The following is a 23,941-nucleotide window of genomic DNA, read 5'->3' as shown; positions in this document are numbered from 1 at the left end:
CCCCTAGCTCTTCATCGTGAAGTGCAGCGTGTCCTTCAGATAAGGGATCACCAGCCACGGCTTCGGCTGCGCCATCAACGCCAGCAGCACGATCGCCAGCCCCAGCACCCCGTACGTGGCGATGTCCGTGAACCGCGACCGAACCGCCAGCATCCCCACGCTCGGCAGTATCCACCGCATCACCGCCCCGGCCAGCAGCGCCGCCCCGATCAGCAGCGCGCCGACCCGGAACTGGTCCAGCGAGGTCAGCAGCAGCCCCACCGCGACGGTCGCCAGCACCACCAGCAGCGGCCACTGCCGGGCCGGGGCCGGCAGATCCCCCGATGCGGCCCTGCCGCCCCCTTCGGGGCGCGCCGTGTCCCGGGTGAACAGCGGGAAGCGCCGGGTCGCCCGGCGCGCACCCTGCTCGTGACCGCGGTCAGCCGACACTGCGCTCCGCCGCCTCGACCACGTTGACGAGCAGCTGCGCCCTGGTCATCGGCCCGACACCGCCGGGGTTGGGCGAGAGCCACCCGGCGACCTCGGCGACCCCGGGGTGCACATCCCCGACGATCTTGCCGTCGGCGTTGCGGGAGACGCCGACGTCGAGGACGGCGGCGCCCGGCTTGACGTCCTCGGGGCGGATCAGGTGCGGGGAACCGGCGGCGGCGATGATGATGTCGGCGCGCTTCAGGTGCGACGCGAGGTCCCGGGTGCCGGTGTGGCACTGGGTCACCGTGGCGTTCTCGCTGCGCCGGGTGAGCAGCAGCGGCATCGGGCGGCCGATGGTCACCCCGCGGCCGACGACCACGACCTCGGCGCCCTTGATCTCGACGCCGTACCGGCGCAGCAGGGTGAGCACGCCGTTGGGGGTGCAGGGCAGCGGCGCGGGCTCGCCGAGCACCAGCCGGCCGAGGTTCGTCGGGTGCAGGCCGTCCGCGTCCTTGTGCGGGTCCATCAGTTCCAGGATGCGGTTCTCGTCGATGCCCTTGGGGAGCGGCAGCTGGACGATGTAGCCGGTGCAGGCGGGGTCGTCGTTGAGCTCGCGGACGACCGCCTCGATCTCCTCCTGGGTCGCGGTGGCCGGGAGTTCACGCTGGATGGAGGCGATGCCGACCTGCGCGCAGTCGCGGTGCTTGCCGGCGACGTACTTCTGGCTGCCGGGGTCGTCCCCGACCAGGATCGTGCCGAGGCCGGGCGTGACGCCCTTCTCCTTCAGCACCGCCACGCGGGCGGTCAGATCGGACTTGATCGCGGCTGCGGTGGCCTTGCCATCGAGAATCTGGGCGGTCATGGCTCCATCCTCGCGGATGCCGGTCTCCCGGTTCCAGTCGGGTGTGCGGTCATGATCAATGATGTTGCACTTGCACAACACATCGCGAATCGGGGTGGACAACAACACGCCCGTACTAAACGATGAGCGGCGCAGTATCGCGGTCCGGTGGGGGGCAAAACCGCTCAGTTCATGACGTACCTCCGTCCTTGTCCGCGTCGTCCCCGCAGGTCATACGGAGGAAACCGGTCATGAGTTTCGGCGCGCCCAACAACCCCTACGGTCAGCCGCAGGACCCGCAGCAGGGTCAGCCCGGCTACGGCTACCCGCAGCAGCCCGGCTACCAGCAGGCCCCGCAGGGCGTGCCGCCGCAGCAGGGCTACGGCTACCCCCAGCAGCCCGGTTACCCGCAGCAGGGCGGCTACGGCTACCCGCAGCAGGGATACGGCGCGACGCCGCCGTACGCGAACTGGGGCCAGCGCTTCGGCGGCACGATCGTCGACGGCCTGGTCTTCCTGGTGCCGTACATCCTGGTGCTCTTCAGCAGCAAGGCCGCGGTGCTGGGGATCATCGGCGGCCTCGCGCTCCTCGGCCTCGCGATCTGGCAGCTGATCATGGAGGGCCGCACCGGCCAGACCATCGGCAAGAAGGCGCTGGGCATCCGCCTGGTCAAGGAGGCCACCGGTCAGCCGATCGGCGTCGGCATGGCCTTCGTGCGCCGTATCGCGCACTTCCTGGACAGCCTCGCCTGCTACCTGGGCTGGCTGTGGCCGGCGTGGGACGCCAAGCGCCAGACCTTCGCCGACAAGGTCTGCGGCACGATCGTGATCCGCAGCAACTGAGCGTCCACCGGTACCCCAAGGGCCGTGTCCCCGCGCAGGGGGACACGGCCCTGGTGTTTGCGCTTCTGCTGCGGCGGCTCAGTGGAAGAAGTGCCGCGTCCCGGTGAAGTACATCGTCACGCCCGCCTTCTTCGCGGCCTCCACGACGAGTTCGTCACGGACCGAACCGCCCGGCTGCGCCACGGCCTTGACGCCGGCCGCGGTCAGGATCTCCAGGCCGTCCGGGAACGGGAAGAACGCGTCGGAGGCGGCGTAGGAGCCGCGCGCCCGCTCCTCGCCGGCCCGCTCGACGGCGAGCTTCGCGGAGTCGACGCGGTTGACCTGCCCCATGCCGACGCCGACCGAGGCGCCGTCCTTGGCGAGCAGGATGGCGTTGGACTTCACGGCCCGGCAGGCCTTCCAGGCGAACGCGAGCTCCGCCAGCTCCTCCGGGCCGAGCGCCTCGCCGGTCGCGAGGGTCCAGTTGGCCGGGTCGTCGCCGTCGGCCTGGAGGCGGTCGGTGACCTGGAGGAGGACACCGCCGTCGATCGCCTTGACCTCGACGGGGTTGGCGGGGGCACCCGGCGCCTTCAGCACCCGGATGTTCTTCTTCCTGGCGAGGGCTTCCAGGGCCCCCTCCTCGTAGTCCGGCGCGACGATGACCTCGGTGAAGATCTCGGCGACCTGCTCGGCCATCTCCTTGCTGACCGGCCGGTTGACGGCGATGACCCCGCCGAACGCGGACAGCGGGTCGCAGGCGTGCGCCTTGCGGTGCGCCTCGGCGACGTCCGAACCGACGGCGATGCCACAGGGGTTGGCGTGCTTGATGATCGCGACGCACGGCTCGTCGTGGTCGTACGCGGCACGGCGGGCGGCGTCCGTGTCCGTGTAGTTGTTGTACGACATCTCCTTGCCGTGCAGCTGCTCGGCCTCGGCGAGACCGCCGCCGGCGGCGTCGACGTAGAGGGCGGCGGGCTGGTGCGGGTTCTCGCCGTAGCGCAGGGTGTTCTCGCGCTCCCAGGTGGCGCCGAGGAAGTCGGGGAACTGCGAGTCGTCGACCGGGGCGTACTCCGAGGCGAACCAGGAGGCCACCGCCACGTCGTACGCGGCCGTGTGCTGGAAGGCCTCGGCGGCGAGCCGCTTGCGGGTGGCGAGGTCGAAGCCGCCCTCGGCGACGGCCTTGAGGACGTCGGCGTAGCGGGCGGGGCTGGTGACGATCGCGACCGAGGGGTGGTTCTTGGCGGCCGCGCGGACCATCGACGGACCGCCGATGTCGATCTGCTCGACGCACTCGTCGGGGGTGGCGCCGGAGGCGACGGTCTCGCGGAACGGATAGAGGTTGCTCACCACGAGGTCGAACGGCTCGATGCCGAGCTCTTCGAGCTGGCGCCGGTGGTCCTCGAGGCGCAGGTCGGCGAGGATGCCGGCGTGCACCCTGGGGTGCAGGGTCTTGACCCGGCCGTCCAGGCACTCCGGGAAGCCGGTGAGCTCCTCGACCTTGGTGACGGGGACGCCGGCGGCGGCGATACGGGCGGCGGTCGAGCCGGTGGAGACGAGTGCGACACCGGCCTCGTGCAGGCCGCGGGCGAGCTCTTCGAGCCCGGTCTTGTCGTAGACGCTGACGAGCGCGCGACGGATGGCCCGCTTGCCGCTCTCGGCCGTGACAGTGCTCTCGGCGGTCACTGGATAACTACCTTTCGTCCCTCAATGCGATAGCCGTTGCGGGCGATCCGCCCCACGACCTCGACGAGCAGCCTTCGCTCGACGTCCTTGATGCGCTCGTGCAGAGCGCTCTCGTCGTCCTCGTCCCGGACCTCCACCACGCCCTGAGCGATGATCGGCCCGGTGTCGACGCCGTCGTCGACGAAGTGGACGGTGCAGCCGGTGACCCTGGCGCCGTACGCGAGCGCGTCCCGTACGCCGTGGGCCCCGGGGAAACTGGGCAGCAGGGCGGGGTGCGTGTTGACGGTCCGCCCCCCGAACCGCGCCAGGAACTCCTTCCCGACGATCTTCATGAACCCGGCGGAGACCACGAGGTCGGGTGCGTGGGCGGCCACGGCCTCGGCCAGCGCCCGGTCCCACTCCTCCCGGGTCGCGAAGTCCTTCACCCTGGTCACGAACGTCGGGATCCCGGCCCGCTCGGCACGCGCGAGCCCCTCGATGCCGGCGCGGTCGGCACCGACGGCGACGACCTCGGCGCCGTACGCCTCGACGCCGTTCTCGGCGATCGCGTCGAGGAGCGCCTGGAGGTTGGTGCCGGATCCGGAGACCAGCACGACGAGGCGCTTGGCCACGGGCTTGGCGGCCACGGTGGGGCCCTTTCTCGGGGGAGCGTCGGTACGGCGGCCGGACTCGTACCCGCTTTGTACATTCGTACGAGTGCTTCACGCCCCGGGATACGGGGAAGTCTACGAAGCGGCCGACCGTCAGCAACGATACCGGCACACCGGGCGGCCCCCACGGGACGGGGGCGTGGCCGGAAGGTAGCGTCTGGGAGGTACCGAGACGGGAACGCGTCCGGGATACGGCGCGTTCACGGGGTAGGCGGTCGTTTCGGCTGCTGTGCCGATCGCCCGCAGCCATCCGCCGTATCCAGCCGTGTCCGTACCTGCATGCGTATCCGTATCCGTGTGCAGCCGAATCCATCAGCTCTGTTCTGTTCATCTTGATCTAGGGGAAGACGCTCACTTGATGCCGGACCGCACCCTGGGACTTCGCATGCTCCCCCCGCAGTCGGTACTGGGAGGGACGCGTTCCGCCGTGCTGCTGCGGGAGCGGCCGGCCTCGCCGCCGGACGCGCCCTCGGACCGGCCGAAGGACGACCAGCAGGACGACAACCCCTTCGCCCCGCCGCCGGAGGGCACCCCGGACAGCCCGTGGCGGCCGCGCCGCCCGGCCGGTGACGACGATCGGGAAGCGCCGTGGGGCAGTCACTGGAGCGACCGCCAGCCCGGCCGGCAGTCCGGCGGCTTCGGCGAGCGTCCCGACGGCGGCCCGGGCGGCGGCCAGAACGGCCCCGGCGGCCCCGGCGGCCCCGGCATGCGCTGGGACCCGACCGACCCGGCCCAGCGCAGGGCGCGGTACGCCCTGCTGTGCGGCATGTGGGCCTTCCTCTTCGCGCTCTTCAGCTGGCCGTACGTGGCGTTGCTGCTCGGCGCCCTGGCCCTCTACTGGGGCATCAGCGCGCTCCGCGCCAAGCCCCGCAACCCCGACGAGGCCGCCACCGGCCGCCCCCAGACGACGGCGGCGATCAGCGGCCTGGTCACGGCGTCCCTGGCGCTGGCCCTGGTGGCGGCCAACTTCACGGCCCAGATGGTCTACCGCGACTACTACACCTGCGTCTCGGACGCCCTCACCAACGAGGCCAAGCAGTCCTGCGACCACCTGCTGCCGCAGGAGCTGCGCGGGGTGCTGGGGAGCGGGAACAGCTGACGGGACGGGGGTGACGCAGCCGGGTGGGTCAGGGGCCGTCGGTGTCCTCGGCCGGCTCGGACAGCTTCCGCAGCGCCGTCCAGCGGGCCTTGCGCGCCGCCTCGTCCTCCCAGGGGCCGGGCGGCGGGTCGACGGACAGCACCTCCGGTGGCTCGGCCGGCAGCGCCTCGTACCGCTCGGAGGTGTCGCCGTCGCCTTGATCCGGCAGCAGCCCGGCCACGAAGACCGAGGCCGGGGTCGCACCCGGATTCGGGGCGGGCGCCGGAGTCGGGGCGGGGTCCGAGGCCGACGGTGCGTGGCTCCCCTGCTGGGTCTCCTTCTCCTTCTCCGCGGCTCGTCCGTCCCGCGGCTTTCGCCCGGCGAACCCCAGCCACGCGGCGAGTGAGGCGGCGCCCTCCCTCCGCCACGCCCACAGCGCCAGGGCTCCCGGCACGCCCACCACGAGGAGCCAGCCGCCGGTCGCCGCGCCCGTCTGCCACCAGACCGGACCGAAGCGGGTGAGCGCGGCGACGCCCAGCGGACCGCCCGCCAGTTCGGCCAGCGCCGCGAGCAGCAGCGCGCACAGCAGCGCCGCCAGTACCACCACGCCGGCCGTGCGCTCGGCCGACCAGCGCCGCTCGACCGCCCTCGCCGCCACGAACCACGCCACCGTCACCGCGGCCGCCACCGGCACCACCCCGGCCGGCCAGTTCGCCCAGGTCCCGGGACCGCGCTGCGGCACGGCCGCCAGCAGCGGGAAGGGCGGAAGCAGCGGTGCCGGATCCGAGGCCAGCGGGTTCACGAGATGCCCGGCGCCGAGCACGAAGCCGGGGCCCACGGCGTACGACGCCGACCACACCGCCGCGTTCGGGATCAGCGAGACGCAGAGGAACAGGACCGCGCACCGGCCCGTCCAGCCCTCCGTCAGCTGCAGGAACGACGCCCGCGCGGCGTCGCCGTGCCCCACCAGCGACACCGCGAGCAGCAGCGTCCCGCCCCCGAAGAACACGGCCGTCCCGGCCAGGGAGGCGCGCAGGGCCGTACCCCACCGCACCCGTGTGTCGCGCCCGAGCAGCCGCCGCCGTACCGCACCCGGCAGTGCCGGCACCAGGCTCAGCAGCGGTTCACGCGGACGGCCGTACGCCGTCCACACCCCCGCGCCGGCCGCGCACGCCGCGAGCAGGGGCGGACACACCGCCACCCACGCCCACTGGGGCCGCAGGTCACCACCGGACGCGTACAGGGCGGCGCAGCCGCCGACGGCGAGGTAGCCGGCGACGACGCCGGCCCAGGCCGTACGGGCGCGCACCGGCGGCGGCGCGTCGGCGTCGTCGCCGTCCGGTGCGTCCACCGCGTACCGCGCCGCCCGGTGCAGCAGCAGCGCCGGCAGTACGAGCAGCAGCAGCGGTGTCACCCCGACCGGAGCCGGTACTCCGGACAGCGTGTCGGTGCGGACCAGTTCGACGCCGTGGGCGAGCAGCCAGAGCGCGGCCGCGACGTGCAGCGCGCCGCCCGGACCGCTGTCCGGGTACGGCGAGCTGACCCACAGCGCGATCGCCAGGACGGCGAAGGAACCGAGTCCGAGCCCGGCCGCGAGCGCACCGGCCGCCAGGCTCGCGCCCAGTCCCGGGGAACGGTCGCGCACCCGGCTGAGCAGCGGCGGCGACGGCGGTCGGCGGGACGGCAGCGACGGTCGGCGGGCGGTCATCCGAATCACGACCGCCATGCTCCCAACGACACGCGCTTTTCCGGCGTAACCGATGAACAGCCGAAGTGTCGCTCAATATATGTTTATGTGCTTTTTCGAAGGGAGGTGCGCCCGATGCCGCAGAGCCCTGCCCGTACCGACGAGGCCGGACCGTCCCCCGCTCTGACGCCCGCTCAGGCCTTCGACGCGCTCTACGCGTTCTGCGCCCCGGCCCTGGTACGGCAGGCCTACCTGCTCACCGGCCGCCGGGAGCTGGCGCAGGAGGCCGTCGAGCGGGCCTTCCAACTCGCCTGGCAGAACTGGCCGCAAGTGGCCTGCGACCGGGACCCGGCCGGCTGGGTGCGGGCGGTGGCGCACGAGTGTGCGCTCTCCCCCTGGCACCGCTTCCGGCTGCGCCACCGCCACCCCGAACCCCCGCCGGCCGACTCGGCCGACCGCGCGCTCCTGGAGGCGCTGCTGACGCTGCCGCCGTCGTACCGGCGCACGCTGTTGCTGTACGACGGCGTCGGTCTCGACCTGCCGGACACCGCGGCGGAGACGGAGGCGAGCACGCCGGCGGCGGCGGGCCGGCTGACCCGCGCGCGGCGGCTGGTCGCCGACCGGGTGCCGGAACTCGCCGACCCCGCCGCGCTCCACCGCCGGCTGGCCGAACTGGCCTCGACGGAACGGCTGCGGGCGGCCCAGCCGCCCACCGTGCGGACGTACGCCGAACAGCGGACCCGTTTCTGGACCCGGTCCGCGCTCGCCTTCACGGCGACGATCATCGCGGCGACCACCCTCACGCTGCGGACGGCGCCGACGCACTACGAGGCACCGATCGGCCCGGCCCAGGCGATCAGCGGGGTGCCGGCGGCGGTGGGGCTGGGGCCGTTGTCGGCGGGGGAACGGGCGCTCCGGCTGAAACTGCAGAGGCTCGCTTACAACGGCCCGGAGAGACTGGTGCCGGTGGCGAGGTAGCGCGGTCGGCTGCGGGCCGGTGGGGGCTGATCGCGAAGTTCCCCGCCCCCTACGGGGCGCTGCCCAGCCGCGCCCTGCAGGCCTGGCTGCGCGGGTGAGCGAAACGCCGGTAGGCCCGCCCCCACCCGGGGAACGGGCCTACCGGCGTACAGTCACGCGGCTGTTCAGCCGGCGAGGATCTCGCGCGCCAGCTTCGCCGTCTCGGTCGGGGTCTTGCCGACCTTGACGCCCGCGGCCTCCAGGGCCTCCTTCTTCGCCTGGGCGGTGCCCGACGAACCGGAGACGATGGCGCCGGCGTGACCCATGGTCTTGCCCTCCGGCGCGGTGAAGCCCGCGACGTAGCCGACGACCGGCTTGGTCACGTTCTTCGCGATGAAGTCCGCGGCCCGCTCCTCGGCGTCGCCGCCGATCTCACCGATCATGACGATCAGGTCGGTGTCGGGGTCGGCCTCGAACGCGGCGAGCGCGTCGATGTGCGTGGTGCCGATGATCGGGTCGCCACCGATGCCGACGGCGGTCGAGAAGCCGATGTCACGCAGCTCGTACATCATCTGGTACGTCAGCGTGCCGGACTTCGAGACCAGGCCGATACGGCCCGGCTTGGTGATGTCGCCCGGGATGATGCCGACGTTGGACTGGCCGACGGAGATGATGCCGGGGCAGTTCGGGCCGATGATCCGGGTCTTGTTGCCCTTCTTGCCGGCGTACGCCCAGAACGACGCCGAGTCGTGCACGGCGATGCCCTCGGTGATCACGACGGCCAGCGGGATCTCGGCGTCGATGGCCTCGACGACCGCGTCCTTGGTGAACTTCTCCGGCACGAAGATGACGGAGACGTTGGCGCCGGTCTTCTCGATGGCCTCGGCGACCGTACCGAACACCGGTACCTCGGTGCCGTCGAAGTCCACGGTCTGCCCCGCCTTGCGCGGGTTCACGCCGCCCACGACGTTGGTGCCGTCGCCCAGCATGAGCTTGGTGTGCTTCATGCCGGTGGCGCCCGTCATGCCCTGGACGATGACCTTGCTGTCCTTGTTGAGCCAGATAGCCATGGTGTGTTGTGTCCTCGTCCTGAGTGCTTACTTGGCGGCGTTTGCCAGCTCGGCGGCCTTGTCGGCCGCGCCGTCCATGGTGTCGACGCGCTGGACCAGCGGGTGGTTGGCGTCGGTGAGGATCTTGCGGCCCAGCTCGGCGTTGTTGCCGTCGAGGCGGACGACGAGCGGCTTGGAGACGTCCTCGCCGCGGTCCTCCAGGAGCTTCAGGGCCTGCACGATGCCGTTGGCGACCTCGTCGCAGGCGGTGATGCCACCGAAGACGTTGACGAAGACCGACTTGACGTCGGGGTCGCCGAGGATGATCTCCAGGCCGTTCGCCATGACCTGGGCGGAGGCGCCACCGCCGATGTCCAGGAAGTTGGCGGGCTTGACGCCACCGTGGTTCTCACCGGCGTAGGCGACGACGTCCAGGGTGCTCATGACGAGACCCGCGCCGTTGCCGATGATGCCGACCTCGCCGTCGAGCTTGACGTAGTTGAGGTTCTTCTCCTTGGCGGCGGCCTCGAGCGGGTTGGCCGCGGCCTTGTCGTGCAGCTCGTCCCAGTCGTGACGGAACTCGGCGTTGTCGTCGAGCGACACCTTGCCGTCCAGGGCGATGACGTCACCGGAGGCGACCTTCGCGAGCGGGTTGACCTCGACGAGGAGGGCGTCCGACTTGATGAAGGTGTCCCACAGCCTGACCAGCACGTCGGCGACCTTGTCGGCGACCTCGGCCGGGAACTTCGCCGCGGCGACGATCTCCTTGGCCTTGGCCAGGTCCACACCGTCGATCGCGTTGATCGGGGTCTGGGCGACGGCCTCGGGCCGGGTGGCCGCGACCTCCTCGATCTCCATGCCGCCCTCGACGGAGGCGATGGAGAGGAAGGTGCGGTTGGCACGGTCGAGGAGGAAGGAGACGTAGTACTCCTCGAGGATCTCCGGGGCGGTCTCGGCGATCATCACCTTGTGGACCGTGTGGCCCTTGATGTCCATGCCGAGGATGTCCGTCGCACGGGCGACGGCCTCGTCCGCGGAGGCGGCCAGCTTGACGCCACCGGCCTTGCCGCGACCACCGACCTTCACCTGCGCCTTGACGACGGACTTGCCGCCCAGTCGCTCGGTGATCTCGCGCGCCGCCTCAGGCGTGTCGATGACTTCACCGGCCAGCACCGGTACATCGTGCTTGGCGAAGAGGTCCCTCGCCTGGTACTCGAACAGGTCCACGCGCTTCCGTCCCTATCAGTGATCTCGCGGTTCGTTGGATGCGTGGGCGTGCCGCGAAGGGCAACGTGACGTCCGCAATGTGTCACAAGGGGTGCGCACACGGTGTCCGAGCGCGCGGCATGTCCGTCTCGCAGATTATCGCCGCTCGCTGAGGGTCTCTAAATCGGGAGTCACACCTGAGCGGTGATACCTGTCACATGATGCCGGGAATCCCTGGTTCTCGTGGCACGGCGTGCCGTCCCACGTGCGAAGTGCGAGGCCTCACCGGGCTGGGGTTGGCCCGGTGAGGCCTCAGGCCCCGAGGATTTCCGGGTCCTCGGGCCGGGCGGCCGCACCCCGCCCCACGGGGGAGGGCCGGCCCGAACCGTGGGATCCCGGCCGGACGGACCGACGGCGTTCGGCCGCCCGCACCGGGCCACCCACGGAGTCACGGAAAGCCGGTCACCAGGGCCTACGCGCCGTGGCCGGCCTCCCGGGTCATGGGAGTGACGCCCGAGGGGAAGGGCACGTGGCCGGGGGCGGTGTGCGCGAGCATGGTCGCCGCGCGGTTCTGGAGGGCCTGGGCGTGCGCTCGGGCGGTGGCCTGCGCCTTGGCCGTGGCCGCCGCGGCGCGGGCCGCACGGGCGCCCTGGATCGCCTGGGCACCGCGGATCCGGGCCGCCCGGCTCGACACGGCGGGCTGCCCTCCCGGCGCGGCGGGCGGCTCTTCGGCGCCGGCCGCTGCGGGCCGGCCGAACGCCCACGCCCAGCTTCCGCCGGCGGCTGTGACCATGGAACGGCCGAGGTACTCGTTCATGCGTGTGTCAGTCCTTCGGTGCTCCGGCGCGTTTCCCATGCGCACACGGAGCCGGGAGAGCTTCCGGTGAGGCCGGAAGCGCGGCTGGGGACATCGCCGCCCGAAGCGCTCGGCAGGGGAACCGAGGCGTGCTCACGGAGTCCGGAAGGGGGATCCGCAAGGGCCCGGACGGGCGGGCAGACCTGTTCCGCCCCCGCGCGACAGGTCTGTGGCGGGGAGGTGGTCGCCGGTCCTAGCCGGGGAAGAGGGGGATGTCCCGGTACCTGTCCCGGGTCCCGACCGCGTCGAGACGCGCGGCGGCACCGGGCGCGAGCCTCAGCGGCGCCCGGCCGGCGAAGGTCACGGCGTGCGCGTCACCGTGCCGGGAGGGGGCGCCGTCCACCGCCGACTTGCCCAGCGCGCCGTCCGGGTCTCCGGCGGGCGCGGGGTGGGCGGGGGCGCCGACGACGCGGTCGGCACGGTGGCCGCCGGTGTGCTGCGCCCTGCCGGACGTGAAGGTCACGGCGGTGCTGCGCGGCCCGTACGACACGGCGGGGGTCGCCGCCGCGGTCGCGGCTTCCGTACCGGACTTCTCGTGCCCGGCCTCGTGCGTGACCGGTGTCCGCGGCTGCGCCTGCCCCTGCGCGGGGCTGGGCACCGGCGTCACCGGTGCCGGGGCCGGGGCGACCGGCGGCGCGGAGACGACGGGGAGTTCCGGCACCTGCACCACCGGCACGACGGGCAGCTCCGTCACCTGCCGCACCGTCTCGGTGAGCGTCTCGGTCAGGGCCGTGGTGACCGGAGAGGTCACGGCCGCCGTCACGGTCACCGTGTCACTCACCGTGCCGGTGACGGACCGGACGACGTCCTGGACGCCGCCCACCACCGGCACGGCCCCGGTGACGGGCTTCCGCGCCGCCCCCGGCACCCGACGAGGCGTCACCACATCCCGCAGCGGCACCTTCTGGGTCACGACCGACGTCAGCGACGGACTCGACGACGTCGTCGCCCCTTCGGCCGCCTGTGCCTGCTGTCCGCAGAGGAAGCCGAGCGCGAGCAGTCCGCCGACCAGCAGCGCCAGTTGCAGCGCACGCCGTCCCGGCGCCGTGCGCAACACACGCGCGGCGGCACCGGGCAGAACTGCTGGCGAAGTCAAGACGGGGAGGGTCCTCCCGTGCGGCGGAACGGAGCAGAGGTGGCTCAACGGCGTGAAGGCCGGTGAAAGACCAGTGGAGACTTCGATCCTTGCACGGCACTCCCGCGGTTGCGCAAGCCCTCCGTTACCGATGGGTAGTCATGTCCGTTTTGACAGCCGGTGCCGGACATCGCCGAGTCGACAAGTCACCCTTCGGGCACGGCGTCACACGGTGTCCGGCACCGGGATCGGCCGCTTCTCGATCGCCGCCGCCATCACCTCGGGGAAGAGGTCCGGCGTGCACGCGAACGCCGGTGCCCCCAGCGCCGCGAGCGCGGCCGCGTGCTCCCGGTCGTACGCCGGCGCGCCCTCGTCCGACAGCGCGAGCAGCGCCACGAACTGCACCCCCGACGCCTTCATCGCCGCGACCCGCTTCAGCATCTCGTTCCGTATCCCGCCCTCGTAGAGATCGCTGATGAGGACGACGACGGTCTCCGCGGGCCGGGTGATCTGCGACTGGCAGTACGCCAGCGCCCGGTTGATGTCCGTCCCCCCGCCGAGCTGGGTGCCGAACAGGACGTCCACCGGGTCGTCCAGCTGGTCCGTGAGGTCGACCACCGCGGTGTCGAAGACGACGAGCCGGGTGTCGATCGAGCGCATGGACGCCAGCACCGCTCCGAACACCGAGGCGTACACCACCGAGGCCGCCATCGACCCGGACTGGTCGATGCAGAGCACCACCTCCTTCTTCACCGACTGCGACGCCCTGCCGTACCCGACGAGCCGCTCCGGCACCACCGTCCGGTACTCCGGCAGGTAGTGCTTGAGGTTGGCCGCGACGGTGCGGTTCCAGTCGATGTCGTGGTGGCGCGGCCGGCTGACGCGGGCGCTGCGGTCGAGGGCGCCGGTGAGGGTGGCCCGGGTGCGGGTGGCCAGCCGCTTCTCCAGGTCCTCGACGACCCTGCGCACGACCGCCCGTGCCGTCTCCTTCGTCGTCTCCGGCATCGCCTTGTTCAGCGAGAGCAGGGTGCCGACCAGGTGCACGTCCGCCTCCACCGCCTCCAGCATCTCCGGTTCGAGCAGCAGCGAGGCCAGCCCGAGCCGGTCGATGGCGTCGCGCTGCATGACCTGGACGACGGAGGACGGGAAGTACGTCCGGATGTCCCCGAGCCAGCGCGCCACCGACGGCGCCGACGCCCCCAGCCCCGCCGAGCGCTCCCGCCCCGACTGCGCTCTGTCCCCCTTCCCGTACAGCGCGGCCAGCGTCCCGTCCATCGCCGCGTCCCGCCCCGCCAGCGCGCACCCGGTCCCGTCGGCGGACTCGCCCCCGAGCACCAGCCGCCACCGCCGCAGCCGCTCCCGCGCGGGATCACCGGGTTCGGTGCCGGCGTCCGTCGTGTCCGTCACGTCCGTGGTCATCTCCCCGCCCTCACAAGGTCGTTGTCCGATTCCTCTGCGTCTTCCCCTTCGTCGAGGCCGAGCAGCAGGCGCAGCACCGGCAGTACGGCGTCGGCGCGCTCGGCGTCCGCCTCGGCGCCGAACCCCGGTGTCCCGTCCGACTGCCCCGCACCCCGGAGCCGCTCCCCCGGCCCGCGGCGCACCAGTTCCCCGATCGTCCGGCGCACCCCCGGCTCGTACACCGAGAACGTCCGCCTCAGCAGCGGCAGCACGTCCGTGAACGCTTCCGACGGCACCCCGGTCAGCCAGGCGTCGACCAGGCCGAGCAACCGCTCGTCGTGCACCAGCAGCATCCCGCCGCCGCTCCCGCCGACGAACCCCTCGATCCACGCGGCCGCGTCCGCCGGCGGGGTCCCGGGCGAGAGCACCAGCCCCATCAGCCGGGCCGCCTCCTGCGATCCCAGCTCCCCCTCGTCCAGCAGGATCCGCGCGGCCCGCCCGCGCAGCACCCCGGGCACGGTGTCCCGCCCGGACAGCGTGCGCAGCACGGCCCGCCAGCGGATTCGGAGGTCCCAGTGGCCGGAACCGGTCGCCGTCGGCTCCCCGAGCAGTCCCACCGCCGTGTGCACCGCGTCCACATGGCCGCGCATCTCCTCGGCCGCGTCCGCGTCGAGGGCGGCGCAGGCCGGCGGGAGCCCGACGAAGACCCGCTCGGCGAGGCCCGCGGCGACCTCGGCGAGCGCCTCGGTCTCGGTGCCCCGGACATCGCCGTAGCGCAGGGAGCGGACCAGGGCCGGCAGGGCCTGGGCGAGATGACCGACGTCCGTGTCCAGCGCGGCCCGGTCGGCGAGCGCCCGCATCACCACCGGCAGCGCGTCCGGCAGCCCGGCCAGCAGACAGTGCTCGGCGAGCCCGGTGACCTCGGCCAGGGCGCTCGCGTTCTCCGCGTCGGCCTCGGCCCTGGCCGTCGCGGCGCCCTCGACGGTCGTACCCCATACCCCGGCCTCGGCCACCCGCACCGACAGCTCCGGCTCCCAGCGCAGCCGCCAGGTCTCCCGGAACGTCCCCGTGCTGCCCCGGGACTGCGCGGGCTCGCCCCAGCCGACTCCGAGCAGCCGCAGCCGGTGCAGCAGCCGGCTCCGCGCGGCGTCGGTCTCCTTGCGCAGGTCGAGCTCCAGCTCCCGCTCCAGCGCCTCCGGCTTGAGCCTGAGCCGGCGCTGCTCCCGCGCCAGGTCCCGCTGCAACGGCACCGCGGGCGCCGCCTCCGGCACCTCGCCCAGCACGTCCCCGACCACCAGCCGGTCGTGCACCAGCGCCAGCGGGACGTCCGAGCCCTCGCAGAGCACCGCCCGCACCGCGTCGGTCGTCTCGCCGAGGCCGGGCAGCGGGCGGCCGCGCATCACGGCCAGCGTCTCGGCCAGCCGCACCGCCTCGATGACATGGGCCGAGGAGACGATCCGGTCCTCCTCGCGGAGCAGTCCGGCCACCTTGGTGAGCCACCGCTCCACCGGCCGGTCCGGGGCGCGGAACAGATGCCCGTACCAGCCCGGCGAGTCGACGCCCGCGCCGTAGCCGCTCGTCCGGGCCAGCCGGCGGTTCGTCCACGGCACCCAGGTCATGTCCGTCCTGACCTTGGGGAGCCCCTTCAGCAGGTCCCGGTCGGCGGCGACGGTGATCTTCGCGCGCAGCGCCGGCACGTGCCACGCCCCGCACACCACCGCGACCTGGTCCCCGAACTCCCGCTGTGCGGCGCGCAGCCGGAGCCGCATATGGGCCTCCCGTACGGGATCCCGGTCGCGGCCACCGGCCCCGTACGTCTCCCGCAGCGCCCCCATCGCCTCCGCCACCGCGGCGAACGGCGCGAACACGTCCCGCTCCCCGGCCCCGCCCCGGTGCTCGACGACGTCCTCCCACCAGCGCTCGGGATCGTCGTAACCGGCGGCCTCGGCGAGGGCGGCGAGAGGGTCGACACGGAGCTGCCGCTCGGCGCCGGACTCGTCGGCGTCCCCTGGGTCGGCATCCGCACCGTCACCGTCGGGGCCGGGAGCCGCGGCCGCGGTTCCCTCCGCCCTCTCCCAGGCCAGCGTGTGTGTGGCCGGCAGGTCGATGAAGCGGGCCGGGACCTCGTGCTCCAGGGCCCAGCGGAGCGCCACCCACTCGGGGCTGAAGTCCGCCAGCGGCCAGAACGCCGAGCGGCCGGGTTCGTCCACCGCGTGCGCGAGGAGCGCGACCGGTGGCCGCATCTCCGGGTCGGCGGCCAGCGGGATCAGCGCGTCGGCCTCCGGCGGCCCCTCGATCAGCACCGCCCGCGGCCGGGCTGCCTCCAGCGCGGCCCGCACCGCCCGCGCGGAGCCGGGCCCGTGGTGCCGTACCCCCAGCAGCAGCGGCCCGGGGCCGGGCGACCGCCGCCACGCCGTGTCGTCGCTCACGCGCTCACCTCACGGCAGGCGCGGTAGAAGTCCTTCCAGCCGTCCCGCTCGCGGACGACCGTCTCCAGGTACTCCTGCCAGACGACCCGGTCGGCGGCCGGGTCGCGGACGACGGCTCCGAGGATGCCTGCGGCGACGTCGCCGGCCCGCAGCACGCCGTCCCCGAAGTGGGCCGCCAGGGCGAGGCCGCCCGTGACGACGGAGATCGCCTCGGCCGTGGAGAGCGTGCCGCTCGGCGACTTGATCTTGGTGCGGCCGTCGGCGGTGACGCCGTCGCGCAGCTCGCGGAAGACGGTGACGACCCGGCGGATCTCGTCGATGCCGTCGGGCACGGCCGGCAGGTCCAGGGAGCGGCCGAGCTGGTCGACGCGGCGCGCCACGATGTCGACCTCGGCGTCCGGGCTCTCCGGCAGCGGCAGCACCACGGTGTTGAAGCGGCGGCGCAGAGCGCTGGAGAGCTCGTTGACGCCCCGGTCGCGGTCGTTGGCGGTGGCGATCAGGTTGAAGCCGCGGACCGCCTGCACCTCCTGGCCCAGCTCGGGAATCGGCAGGGTCTTCTCGGACAGGATCGTGATCAGCGTGTCCTGCACGTCGGCGGGGATCCGGGTGAGCTCCTCGACTCTGGCCGTCATGCCCTCCGCCATGGCCCGCATGACGGGGCTGGGCACGAGGGCGTCCCGGCTCGGGCCGTGGGCGAGCAGCTGTGCGTAGTTCCAGCCGTAGCGGATGGCTTCCTCGGGGGTGCCGGCCGTGCCCTGGACAAGGAGGGTCGAGTCGCCGCTGACGGCGGCGGCGAGGTGTTCGGAGACCCACGTCTTGGCGGTGCCGGGCACGCCGAGCAGGAGCAGGGCGCGGTCGGTGGCGAGGGTGGTGACGGCGACCTCGACGATGCGGCGCGGGCCGACGTACTTCGGTGTGATCACCGTGCCGTCGGGCAGTGTGCCGCCCAGCAGATAGGTGGCGACCGCCCACGGCGACAGCTTCCAGCGGGCCGGGCGCGGTCGGTCGTCCTGTGCGGCCAGTGCCGCGAGTTCGGCGGCGAAGGCGTGCTCGGCGTGCGGTCGCAGCGCGCTCTCGACGGTCGTCGGGTCGGTCGGTTCCACGGACACAGTCATGGCTGAGGCCCCCTCCAGCTCGGCCGGTTCGGATCTGGTGTCCACCGTGCACCACGCCACTGACAATCGCTCTGACCTGCGTAAATGTGCTCACCGGGGCGATTGTCAGTGGCGGGATCTACCTTCGATGGCATGACTCAGCAGGGGGTGCGCTGGAGTGCGGACCAGGTGCTGGCCTTGGCGCCTGACGCCGCGTCACGCAAAGCGGGAAGCAGGCTCGGAGCGGCGGGGCCGTGGTCCGGAGCCGGGAGTTGCGAGGAGGGGACGGTATGGGGACTGTGCAAGGGCAGCGGCAGCAAGCCCTACCAGACGATCGTGGACATCGCCGACCCGGCGGGTCCCGCCTACAAGTGCAGTTGCCCGAGCCGGAAGTTCCCCTGCAAGCACGCCCTCGGACTGCTCCTGCTCTGGGCGGGCGCGGACGACTCGGTCCCGGCGGCGCAGCAGCCGCCGGACTGGGCCGAGCAGTGGATCGCGGGCAGACGCGAGCGCGCGGAGGGGAAACGGGCGGCGGGCGGCGGCAGTTCCCCGGCCGCGGCTGATCCCGAGGCGGCCAGGCGCCGGGCGGAGAAGCGGGCCGAGCGGGTCACGGCGGGCGCCACGGAGCTGGAGCAGCGGCTGTCCGACCTGCTGCGCGGCGGCCTGGCCGCGGCCGAGCAGGCGGGGTACGGGCTGTGGGAGGAGACGGCGGCCCGCATGGTCGACGCCCAGGCTCCCGGACTGGCCGCGCGGGTGCGGGAGTTGGGGGCGATACCGGGCTCCGGACGGGGCTGGCCGGTGCGGCTCCTCGAGGAGTGCGCGCTGCTGCACCTCCTCGACCAGGGCTGGCTGCGCCGTGACCGGCTCCCGGCGGGTCTCGCGGCCACGGTCCGCTCCCGTATCGGCCTGCCCGCCCCGGCGGACGGCCCGCCGGTGCGCGACCGCTGGCTGGTCCTCGCCCAGTACGACACGGCGGACGCGAAGCTGACCACCCGCCGCATCTGGCTGTACGGCGCCGACTCGGGCCGTACGGCACTGCTCCTCTCCTACGGCGCGGCCGGCCGCGTCCCCGAGCTGGCCCTGCCGGTCGGTCTCGCCCTGGAGGCGGAGTTGTCCGCCCATCCGGGCGCGGGGCAGCACCGTGCGGCGCTGGGCGAGCGGTTCGCCGCACCCGCGCCCCTGTCGATACGGCCGCCGGGCCTGGCGACAGCACAGGCGGCGGCCCGGTACGGGGAGGCGCTGCGCGACGACCCGTGGCTGGAGTCGGTGCCGGTGACGCTCGACCGGGTGGTGCCGGTCCCGGACGGCGACTCCTGGCAACTGGCGGACGCCGAGGGCGAGTCGGCGCTGCCCCTGGCTCCCGGCGCCCGTTCCGGGCCGGGGCTGTGGCGGCTGGTCGCGCTCTCGGGCGGTGCCCCGCTCACGGTCTTCGGCGAGTGCGGCCACCGCGGTTTCACCCCGCTGACGGCCTGGCCGGAGGAAGCGGGCGAGGCGGTGCCGCTGTGCTGACCCGCCCGACACCCGAACCGACCCGGCACCACCGCCCCGCACCCGAACCGACTCCCAGAACACGCAGAACACGCAGAACCGCTCGAACTCACCGAGCTCCTCGAACTCACCGAACTCCTCGAACTCCCGGAACTCGTGGAAAGGGAACCCCGTGACCGCTTGGGAGGATCTCGTCACCACGGCCCTGCTGGGCACGGACCGGCGTCCGCCTGCGACCGGCGGACCGGGCCGGGAGGCTCCGGTGGCCCTGCTGGACGAGGCGGCCGTGGCGACCGTACGGCGGCGGGCCGGGCTGCGTCCGGCACCGGCCGCGCGCCGCCCCGAACCGGCCCCCGGGGACCCGCGCCCCGTGCTGCCGGCGGCCGCGGCACGCAGACTGGCGATGCTGCTGTCCGACCGTCCCGGCATCGCGGCCGGCGGCCGCCGGGGCACCTCGCCCGACCTGATGGAGCTGCTGCCGCAGTGGCTCGCGGCGGCCAACGCACGCGGGTTCGCCGCGCCCCCGCAGGCGCTGCCCGCGCTGCTGGACGCGGCCCGGGGCCGTACCGACCTGCGGCCCGCCGCGCTGGCCTTCGCCGGACCACGCGCCCTGTGGCTGGCCCGGCTCAACCAGGACTGGCGGTTCGCGCTGCGCGCGGCCCCGGGCGGCGGCACGGCCCTGCCCGACCCCGAGGACACCGCGGCGATACGGCAGCTGTGGCAGGAGGGGCTGTTCGCCGAGCGGGTCGCGCTGCTGGCCGCGCTGCGGAGCCGTTCGCCCGAGGCGGCGCGCGAGTTGCTGTCCGGGACCTGGGCGACCGAGCGGGCCGAGGACCGGCTGATGTTCCTCGACTCGCTGCGCACGGGACTGACCGCCGGGGACGAGCCGTTCCTGGAGCAGGCGCTGTCGGACCGCAGCCGCAACGTGCGGACGACGGCGGCGGAGCTGCTGTCCGCGCTGCCCGGCTCGGCGCTCGCCGGGCGGATGGCGGTGCGGGCCGGGGCGTGCGTGGCGGTCGACCACACCAGGGACGGGCCCGTGATCGCGGTCGAGGCCCCGCCGGAGTGCGACCCGGGGATGGAGCGCGACGGCGTCGTGGCCAAGCCGCCGACCGGGCGCGGCGAACGGTCCTGGTGGCTGGGGCAGTTGGTGGAGGCGGCCCCGCTCACCGGCTGGCCGGCCCGGCTCGGCGGCCGGACGCCCCAGGAGATCGTGGCGCTGCCGGTGGCGGACGGCTGGCAGGACGAGCTGCACGCCGCCTGGTGCCGGGCCGCCGTTCGGCAGCGGGACGCAGAGTGGGCGAGAGCGCTGCTCGGGGCGCCGGCGGCACCGGAGGCCGGCGGTCCGGGGGCGGTGTCGCTGGCCGAGCGGGCCAAGTTGCTGGGCACGCTGGAGGACGGGGAGCGGGCCGACTGGGTGGCCGGCTTCATCGCGGCACACGGTCTGTCGGAGGCGTTCCAGCTGCTCGGCGTGTGCGCCGTACCGTGGACCGCACCCCTCGGCCGGTCCGTGGTGGACGCCCTCGACATCGCACGGGACGCCGGGAGTTACCCGTGGAGCTTCAGCGGGGTGATGGGCCTGGCCGAGCGCTGCCTGGATCCCGCGGAAGCCGGCCGGCTGGACGCGCTCCTTGCCGTACCGGACGAACGGGAGGACGCGTCGCCGGGCGCCGGCGGGTACTGGGCGGAGGCGTTCCAGCGCCTGGTGACGACACTGAGGCTACGGGCGGCGATGCTCACGGAGCTGGACGCACCGAACCATTAGACGACCGCTCACCGAAACGCGCCCCAAAGGGGCGCTGGGGGTACCCCCGGCCGAGGGCTGGGGGAGGACTGCGCGACCGGCCACGACGGCGCCGCAGCCGACACGGCCCCGCACCCCCGAAGTCGGCCCCCCGCGAACGCGGCCTACGCCTGGGTCGGCTGCCGGACGTTCTCCCGGACCCACTCCACGATCGACGCCGTCGTCGCCCCCGGCGTGAAGATCGCGGCGACACCCTTCTCCTTGAGGGGAGCGATGTCGTCCTCGGGGATGATCCCGCCGCCGAAGACCAGGATGTCCTCGGCGTCACGCTCCTTGAGGAGGTCGATGACCGCGGCGAAGAGGGTGTTGTGGGCGCCGGAGAGGATGGAGAGGCCGATGGCGTCGGCGTCCTCCTGGATGGCGGTGTCGACGATCTGCTCCGGCGTCTGATGGAGTCCGGTGTAGATGACCTCCATGCCCGCGTCGCGCAGTGCCCGCGCGATGACCTTGGCCCCGCGGTCGTGGCCGTCGAGCCCCGGTTTGGCCACCACCACACGGATCGGACCGGCTGCCACACCCATCACTGCCTCCATGACCACGAAACGAACACGCCAACATCCATGCGTACCGAGAAGTACCGCACATTTGGCGCGTTCCGCCACCCGCTTCAAGTGAACGAACGTTATCTACAGCATCCCGCAACCGGCAGTTTCGCGGAGGTTACAGAGGGGGAAATCACACACAGCGGGACACGTCAGGGAGCCGCAGCGTGGTCCGCGGGGACGCACGGGCACACGACGCGGCACGTCGTCGCACCCTGCCACCCCCGCCGCCTTCGCCCCGGCATCCCCATGAGGGCACACGGGGGACGGAGCCGTCCTCGGCGTGCCGACAGGAGGTCGGCCGATGAAGGTCACCGAGGTACTACTGGAGCCCTTTCTCCCGTTCTGCCGCCGCTTCCTGCCCAGCAGGCTCGCCGGCCTGTCGCTGGCCCTCCTGAAGTCGACCGCCCTGGAGGCCGCGATCCTGGCCGGGCATCTGCTGCTCTACCCGACCGGCCTCACCCCGGAGCGCCGTTCCCCCGTACCGGCCGCACCGTCCGCCGGGCTCGACGGCACGGCCCGGCTGCCGGTCCGGGCGGCCCCGCCGGTCGTGCTGCTGCACGGCTTCATCGACAACCGCTCGGTCTTCGTCCTGTTGCGCCGCACCCTCGCCCAGCACGGCGGCCAGCGCGTCGAGTCGCTCAACTACTCGCCGCTGACCTGCGACATCCGTACCGCCGCCGAACTGCTCGGCCGGCACATAGAGGAGATCTGCGAGCGCACCGGCAGCGGCCGGGTCGACATCGTCGGGCACAGCCTCGGCGGGCTGATCGCGCGCTACTACGTCCAGCGCCTCGGCGGCGACCTGCGCGTCCGCACGTTGGTGACGCTCGGCACCCCGCACTCCGGCACCCGGGTGGCGCCCCTGGCGGACGCACACCCGATCGTGCGGCAGATGCGCCCCGGTTCGGAGGTGATCGAGGAGCTGGCCCGGCCCGCGCCCGGCTGCCGTACCCGGTTCGTGAGCTTCTGGAGCGACCTCGACTCGCTGATGGAACCGGTGGAGACGGCCCGTGTCGACCACCCGGACCTCATGGCGACGAACGTACGGGTGACCGGGATCGGCCACCTCGCCCTCCCCGTCCACCCGGCGATCGCGACCGGTATACGGCAGGCCCTCGACGAAACACACCCGGAGGAGCGGATCGCGGGCGGTCTGACGGTGGCCTGAGGGCGCACCGGAGGGCCCGTTCGGTGCCGCCGGGGACCACCGGCGGCACCACTCACCTCGAACACTCCTCGAACAAAAGGCCAAACCCACGCCCGTCGTCCCCCGAAACACGGCCGAATGCCCGTTTCCCGAAACAGCGAAACCTGTTGAAGATTGTCGCGCCCGCATACCGCCGGGTACAGTCGCCGCACTGCTCTGGCAGCCCCTGTTGTCGAGGCGAAAGAGAAGTTGGTGAACGACCGTCACCCGTCGGGGACCATGACCACCCCGGCCCCGGCTTCCGACGCCGATCAGGCGCACTACGCGCCGTACGGCACGCAGGAAGCCCAGTACGGCGACTTCACCACGTACGGCGACCACGCCGCCACCGGCACCTCGTTCCACAGCGACCCGCTCTTCGGCAGCCTCCCGGGTCAGGCCCAGGCCACCGGCGCGTACGACACCACGCAGTGGCAGACCGCCGGCGGCCAGACGCTGAACTACGACCCCTACGCGGCCCAGCATCACGCCGCCTACGACTCCGGCGCCTACGACAGCACCGCGTGGACCGTCCCGGCGCAGGGGACGGCCCCCGACACCAGCGGTCACTGGGACGCGAACGCCTGGCTGCAGCCCGACCAGTCCTCCACGGCCGGTGCGACCCAGCAATGGGAGTGGGGCACCCAGGCGTTCGACACCGGCGTGTACGACGCCACGCAGTGGAACTCCGACGGCACCCCGGCCCAGGCCCCCGAGCACGAGCAGTACGGGGACTTCGAGGAGCAGGGGGACCACCGCGAGCACGGCGAGTACGAGGAGTACGGCGGGCACGACGAGTTCGCGGAGTCCGCGGCGGACTCCCCGGACGACGGCGAGCTGGCCGCGACCGGTGAACTGCCTGCAGTAACGCCACTGCTGGAGGACCAGGAAGAGCTCACCCCGGCCCCACCCGCCGCGGCGACTCGCGCCGGCTCCCGCGCGGGGGCGCGTTCCCGCCGCCGTACGCCTCCCAAGCGGTCCGCGCTGCTGACCGTCGCCGTGCCCTCCGTGTGCGTGATGGGGGTCGCCGGGATCGCGGCAGCCTCGGTCGGCAGCCTGACCGACGACGGCAAGGACACCACGGCCTCCGCCTCCGACGCGCAGTCGGTGAAGCCGTCCGCCGCCAACAGCAAGCTGGACGCCCAGCTGAGGACGCTCTCGGCAGGAGCCGACGACTTCGCCGACCGGGCCAGCCGGACGCAGGAGCGCATCGACCTCAAGACCCAGCAGGAGACCGAGAAGAAGAAGGCGGCGGCGGAGGCGGCCCGCAAGGAGCGACTGCGCCCCAAGTACGTGCTTCCGGTCACGCAGAAGGGGCTCAGCGCCTACTTCGGCCAGGCCGGCGTGAACTGGATGTCCGTCCACACGGGCATCGACTTCCCCGTCTCCTACGGCACGACGGTGATGGCCGCGACCGACGGCGTCGTCTCCACCAAGTGGAACAGCGCCTACGGCAACATGATGATCGTGACGGCGAAGGACGGCACGGAGACGTGGTACTGCCACCTCTCGTCGTACCGCGTCGCCGCCGGGACGACGGTGAAGGCCGGCGACCCGATCGCGTACTCCGGGAACTCCGGCAACTCGACCGGCCCGCACCTGCACTTCGAGGTGAGGCCGGCCGGCGGCGCCGCCATAGACCCGCTGCCGTGGCTGCGCAGCCACGGGCTCGACCCGACCTGA

General features: G+C 73.1%; 20 protein-coding genes. 7 read left to right on the top strand and 13 right to left on the bottom strand.

Annotation, left to right across the window (positions count from 1 at the left end):
* Positions 1 to 3 precede the first annotated feature (3 nt).
* Together ACFY0P_RS02125 and ACFY0P_RS02120 are read right to left on the bottom strand one after the other, a co-directional pair.
* Positions 4 to 429 (bottom strand): DUF3017 domain-containing protein, encoded by a 426-nt coding sequence (locus tag ACFY0P_RS02125; protein ID WP_388906278.1) that lies wholly within the window; start codon positions 427 to 429, stop codon positions 4 to 6.
* Positions 419 to 1,273: a bifunctional methylenetetrahydrofolate dehydrogenase/methenyltetrahydrofolate cyclohydrolase gene (locus ACFY0P_RS02120; RefSeq protein ID WP_388906276.1), complete on the bottom strand. Its 855-nt coding sequence runs from the start codon at positions 1,271 to 1,273 to the stop codon at positions 419 to 421. The genes ACFY0P_RS02125 and ACFY0P_RS02120 overlap by 11 nt, the downstream gene beginning before the upstream one ends.
* Positions 1,274 to 1,503: 230 nt before the next feature.
* On the opposite strand from ACFY0P_RS02120, the gene ACFY0P_RS02115 reads away from it, so the two are divergent.
* A complete protein-coding gene (locus tag ACFY0P_RS02115; protein WP_388906274.1) occupies positions 1,504 to 2,094 on the top strand; it encodes an RDD family protein in 591 nt (196 codons plus the stop codon).
* A 78-nt stretch (positions 2,095 to 2,172) separates the two neighbouring features.
* On the opposite strand, the gene purH is transcribed toward ACFY0P_RS02115, so the two are convergent.
* Together purH and purN are read right to left on the bottom strand one after the other, a co-directional pair.
* Positions 2,173 to 3,756 (bottom strand): bifunctional phosphoribosylaminoimidazolecarboxamide formyltransferase/IMP cyclohydrolase, encoded by a 1,584-nt coding sequence (purH, locus tag ACFY0P_RS02110; protein WP_388906271.1) that lies wholly within the window; start codon positions 3,754 to 3,756, stop codon positions 2,173 to 2,175.
* The gene (purN, locus tag ACFY0P_RS02105) at positions 3,753 to 4,382 is read right to left on the bottom strand and encodes a phosphoribosylglycinamide formyltransferase (protein ID WP_388906269.1); all 630 of its coding nucleotides are present in this window, start codon (positions 4,380 to 4,382) and stop codon (positions 3,753 to 3,755) included. The genes purH and purN overlap by 4 nt, the downstream gene beginning before the upstream one ends.
* A 382-nt stretch (positions 4,383 to 4,764) precedes the next feature.
* Between purN and ACFY0P_RS02100 the strand changes: the two genes are divergently transcribed.
* Positions 4,765 to 5,505, top strand: a complete 741-nt coding sequence (locus ACFY0P_RS02100) for a hypothetical protein (protein WP_388906267.1) — start codon at positions 4,765 to 4,767, stop codon at positions 5,503 to 5,505.
* A 28-nt stretch (positions 5,506 to 5,533) separates the two neighbouring features.
* Here the strand turns inward: ACFY0P_RS02100 and ACFY0P_RS02095 are convergent, their stop codons facing one another.
* Positions 5,534 to 7,210 carry a DUF6350 family protein gene (locus tag ACFY0P_RS02095; RefSeq protein WP_388906266.1) on the bottom strand — a complete coding sequence of 559 codons (1,677 nt, stop codon included), beginning with the start codon at positions 7,208 to 7,210 and terminating at the stop codon, positions 5,534 to 5,536.
* Positions 7,211 to 7,306: 96 nt separating this feature from the next.
* On the opposite strand from ACFY0P_RS02095, the gene ACFY0P_RS02090 reads away from it, so the two are divergent.
* Positions 7,307 to 8,149, top strand: a complete 843-nt coding sequence (locus tag ACFY0P_RS02090; RefSeq protein ID WP_388906264.1) for an RNA polymerase sigma factor — start codon at positions 7,307 to 7,309, stop codon at positions 8,147 to 8,149.
* A gap of 164 nt (positions 8,150 to 8,313) precedes the next feature.
* On the opposite strand, the gene sucD is transcribed toward ACFY0P_RS02090, so the two are convergent.
* The 7 genes from sucD to ACFY0P_RS02055 all read right to left on the bottom strand — a co-directional run bounded on the left by sucD (position 8,314) and on the right by ACFY0P_RS02055 (position 17,256).
* Positions 8,314 to 9,198, bottom strand: coding sequence for a succinate--CoA ligase subunit alpha (gene sucD / locus ACFY0P_RS02085; protein WP_388906262.1), 885 nt, complete (start codon positions 9,196 to 9,198; stop codon positions 8,314 to 8,316).
* A gap of 27 nt (positions 9,199 to 9,225) precedes the next feature.
* Entirely contained in the window at positions 9,226 to 10,404 is a 1,179-nt protein-coding gene (gene sucC / locus ACFY0P_RS02080; RefSeq protein ID WP_388906259.1) for an ADP-forming succinate--CoA ligase subunit beta, read from the bottom strand.
* Between the two features lie 451 nt (positions 10,405 to 10,855).
* The gene (locus ACFY0P_RS02075) at positions 10,856 to 11,200 is read right to left on the bottom strand and encodes a hypothetical protein (protein WP_388906256.1); all 345 of its coding nucleotides are present in this window, start codon (positions 11,198 to 11,200) and stop codon (positions 10,856 to 10,858) included.
* Positions 11,201 to 11,432: 232 nt separating this feature from the next.
* Positions 11,433 to 12,335 carry a hypothetical protein gene (locus tag ACFY0P_RS02070; protein ID WP_388906253.1) on the bottom strand — a complete coding sequence of 301 codons (903 nt, stop codon included), beginning with the start codon at positions 12,333 to 12,335 and terminating at the stop codon, positions 11,433 to 11,435.
* Positions 12,336 to 12,539: 204 nt separating this feature from the next.
* The gene (locus ACFY0P_RS02065; RefSeq protein ID WP_388906250.1) at positions 12,540 to 13,733 is read right to left on the bottom strand and encodes a VWA domain-containing protein; all 1,194 of its coding nucleotides are present in this window, start codon (positions 13,731 to 13,733) and stop codon (positions 12,540 to 12,542) included.
* A complete protein-coding gene (locus tag ACFY0P_RS02060) occupies positions 13,730 to 16,141 on the bottom strand; it encodes a DUF5682 family protein (protein WP_388906248.1) in 2,412 nt (803 codons plus the stop codon). The genes ACFY0P_RS02065 and ACFY0P_RS02060 overlap by 4 nt, the downstream gene beginning before the upstream one ends.
* Positions 16,138 to 17,256 (bottom strand): AAA family ATPase, encoded by a 1,119-nt coding sequence (locus ACFY0P_RS02055; protein ID WP_388906246.1) that lies wholly within the window; start codon positions 17,254 to 17,256, stop codon positions 16,138 to 16,140. The genes ACFY0P_RS02060 and ACFY0P_RS02055 overlap by 4 nt, the downstream gene beginning before the upstream one ends.
* A gap of 132 nt (positions 17,257 to 17,388) precedes the next feature.
* Between ACFY0P_RS02055 and ACFY0P_RS02050 the strand changes: the two genes are divergently transcribed.
* Both ACFY0P_RS02050 and ACFY0P_RS02045 read left to right on the top strand, forming a co-directional pair.
* Positions 17,389 to 18,744 carry an SWIM zinc finger family protein gene (locus ACFY0P_RS02050; protein WP_388906244.1) on the top strand — a complete coding sequence of 452 codons (1,356 nt, stop codon included), beginning with the start codon at positions 17,389 to 17,391 and terminating at the stop codon, positions 18,742 to 18,744.
* A 151-nt stretch (positions 18,745 to 18,895) separates the two neighbouring features.
* Complete coding sequence (locus ACFY0P_RS02045) at positions 18,896 to 20,488, top strand: DUF5691 domain-containing protein (protein ID WP_388906242.1); 1,593 nt, start codon at positions 18,896 to 18,898, stop codon at positions 20,486 to 20,488.
* A gap of 143 nt (positions 20,489 to 20,631) precedes the next feature.
* On the opposite strand, the gene ACFY0P_RS02040 is transcribed toward ACFY0P_RS02045, so the two are convergent.
* Positions 20,632 to 21,048: a cobalamin B12-binding domain-containing protein gene (locus tag ACFY0P_RS02040; protein ID WP_388906239.1), complete on the bottom strand. Its 417-nt coding sequence runs from the start codon at positions 21,046 to 21,048 to the stop codon at positions 20,632 to 20,634.
* Between the two features lie 325 nt (positions 21,049 to 21,373).
* Here ACFY0P_RS02040 and ACFY0P_RS02035 point away from each other — a divergent pair, with 325 nt between their 5' ends.
* Both ACFY0P_RS02035 and ACFY0P_RS02030 read left to right on the top strand, forming a co-directional pair.
* Complete coding sequence (locus tag ACFY0P_RS02035; RefSeq protein WP_388906237.1) at positions 21,374 to 22,240, top strand: esterase/lipase family protein; 867 nt, start codon at positions 21,374 to 21,376, stop codon at positions 22,238 to 22,240.
* A gap of 231 nt (positions 22,241 to 22,471) precedes the next feature.
* Positions 22,472 to 23,941, top strand: a complete 1,470-nt coding sequence (locus tag ACFY0P_RS02030) for a M23 family metallopeptidase (protein ID WP_388906234.1) — start codon at positions 22,472 to 22,474, stop codon at positions 23,939 to 23,941.

Origin of the sequence: Streptomyces sp. NPDC001714, from assembly GCF_042892755.1 — a bacterium.
Classification (GTDB): Bacteria; Actinomycetota; Actinomycetes; order Streptomycetales; family Streptomycetaceae; genus Streptomyces.
The sequence above is the reverse complement of the archived record's forward strand: the minus strand, read 5'-3'. Positions and strand labels throughout refer to the sequence as shown.

What these genes read in the sequence shown, in the direction of transcription:
- ACFY0P_RS02120 (WP_388906276.1), bottom strand. Translation starts at nt 1,273, where the DNA reads ATGACCGCCCAGATTCTCGATGGCAAGGCCACCGCAGCCGCGATCAAG.
- ACFY0P_RS02115 (WP_388906274.1), top strand. Translation starts at nt 1,504, where the DNA reads ATGAGTTTCGGCGCGCCCAACAACCCCTACGGTCAGCCGCAGGACCCG.
- ACFY0P_RS02100 (WP_388906267.1), top strand. Translation starts at nt 4,765, where the DNA reads ATGCCGGACCGCACCCTGGGACTTCGCATGCTCCCCCCGCAGTCGGTA.
- ACFY0P_RS02095 (WP_388906266.1), bottom strand. Translation starts at nt 7,210, where the DNA reads ATGGCGGTCGTGATTCGGATGACCGCCCGCCGACCGTCGCTGCCGTCC.
- ACFY0P_RS02090 (WP_388906264.1), top strand. Translation starts at nt 7,307, where the DNA reads ATGCCGCAGAGCCCTGCCCGTACCGACGAGGCCGGACCGTCCCCCGCT.
- sucD (WP_388906262.1), bottom strand. Translation starts at nt 9,198, where the DNA reads ATGGCTATCTGGCTCAACAAGGACAGCAAGGTCATCGTCCAGGGCATG.
- ACFY0P_RS02075 (WP_388906256.1), bottom strand. Translation starts at nt 11,200, where the DNA reads ATGAACGAGTACCTCGGCCGTTCCATGGTCACAGCCGCCGGCGGAAGC.
- ACFY0P_RS02065 (WP_388906250.1), bottom strand. Translation starts at nt 13,733, where the DNA reads ATGACCACGGACGTGACGGACACGACGGACGCCGGCACCGAACCCGGT.
- ACFY0P_RS02055 (WP_388906246.1), bottom strand. Translation starts at nt 17,256, where the DNA reads ATGACTGTGTCCGTGGAACCGACCGACCCGACGACCGTCGAGAGCGCG.
- ACFY0P_RS02050 (WP_388906244.1), top strand. Translation starts at nt 17,389, where the DNA reads ATGACTCAGCAGGGGGTGCGCTGGAGTGCGGACCAGGTGCTGGCCTTG.
- ACFY0P_RS02040 (WP_388906239.1), bottom strand. Translation starts at nt 21,048, where the DNA reads ATGGGTGTGGCAGCCGGTCCGATCCGTGTGGTGGTGGCCAAACCGGGG.
- ACFY0P_RS02035 (WP_388906237.1), top strand. Translation starts at nt 21,374, where the DNA reads ATGAAGGTCACCGAGGTACTACTGGAGCCCTTTCTCCCGTTCTGCCGC.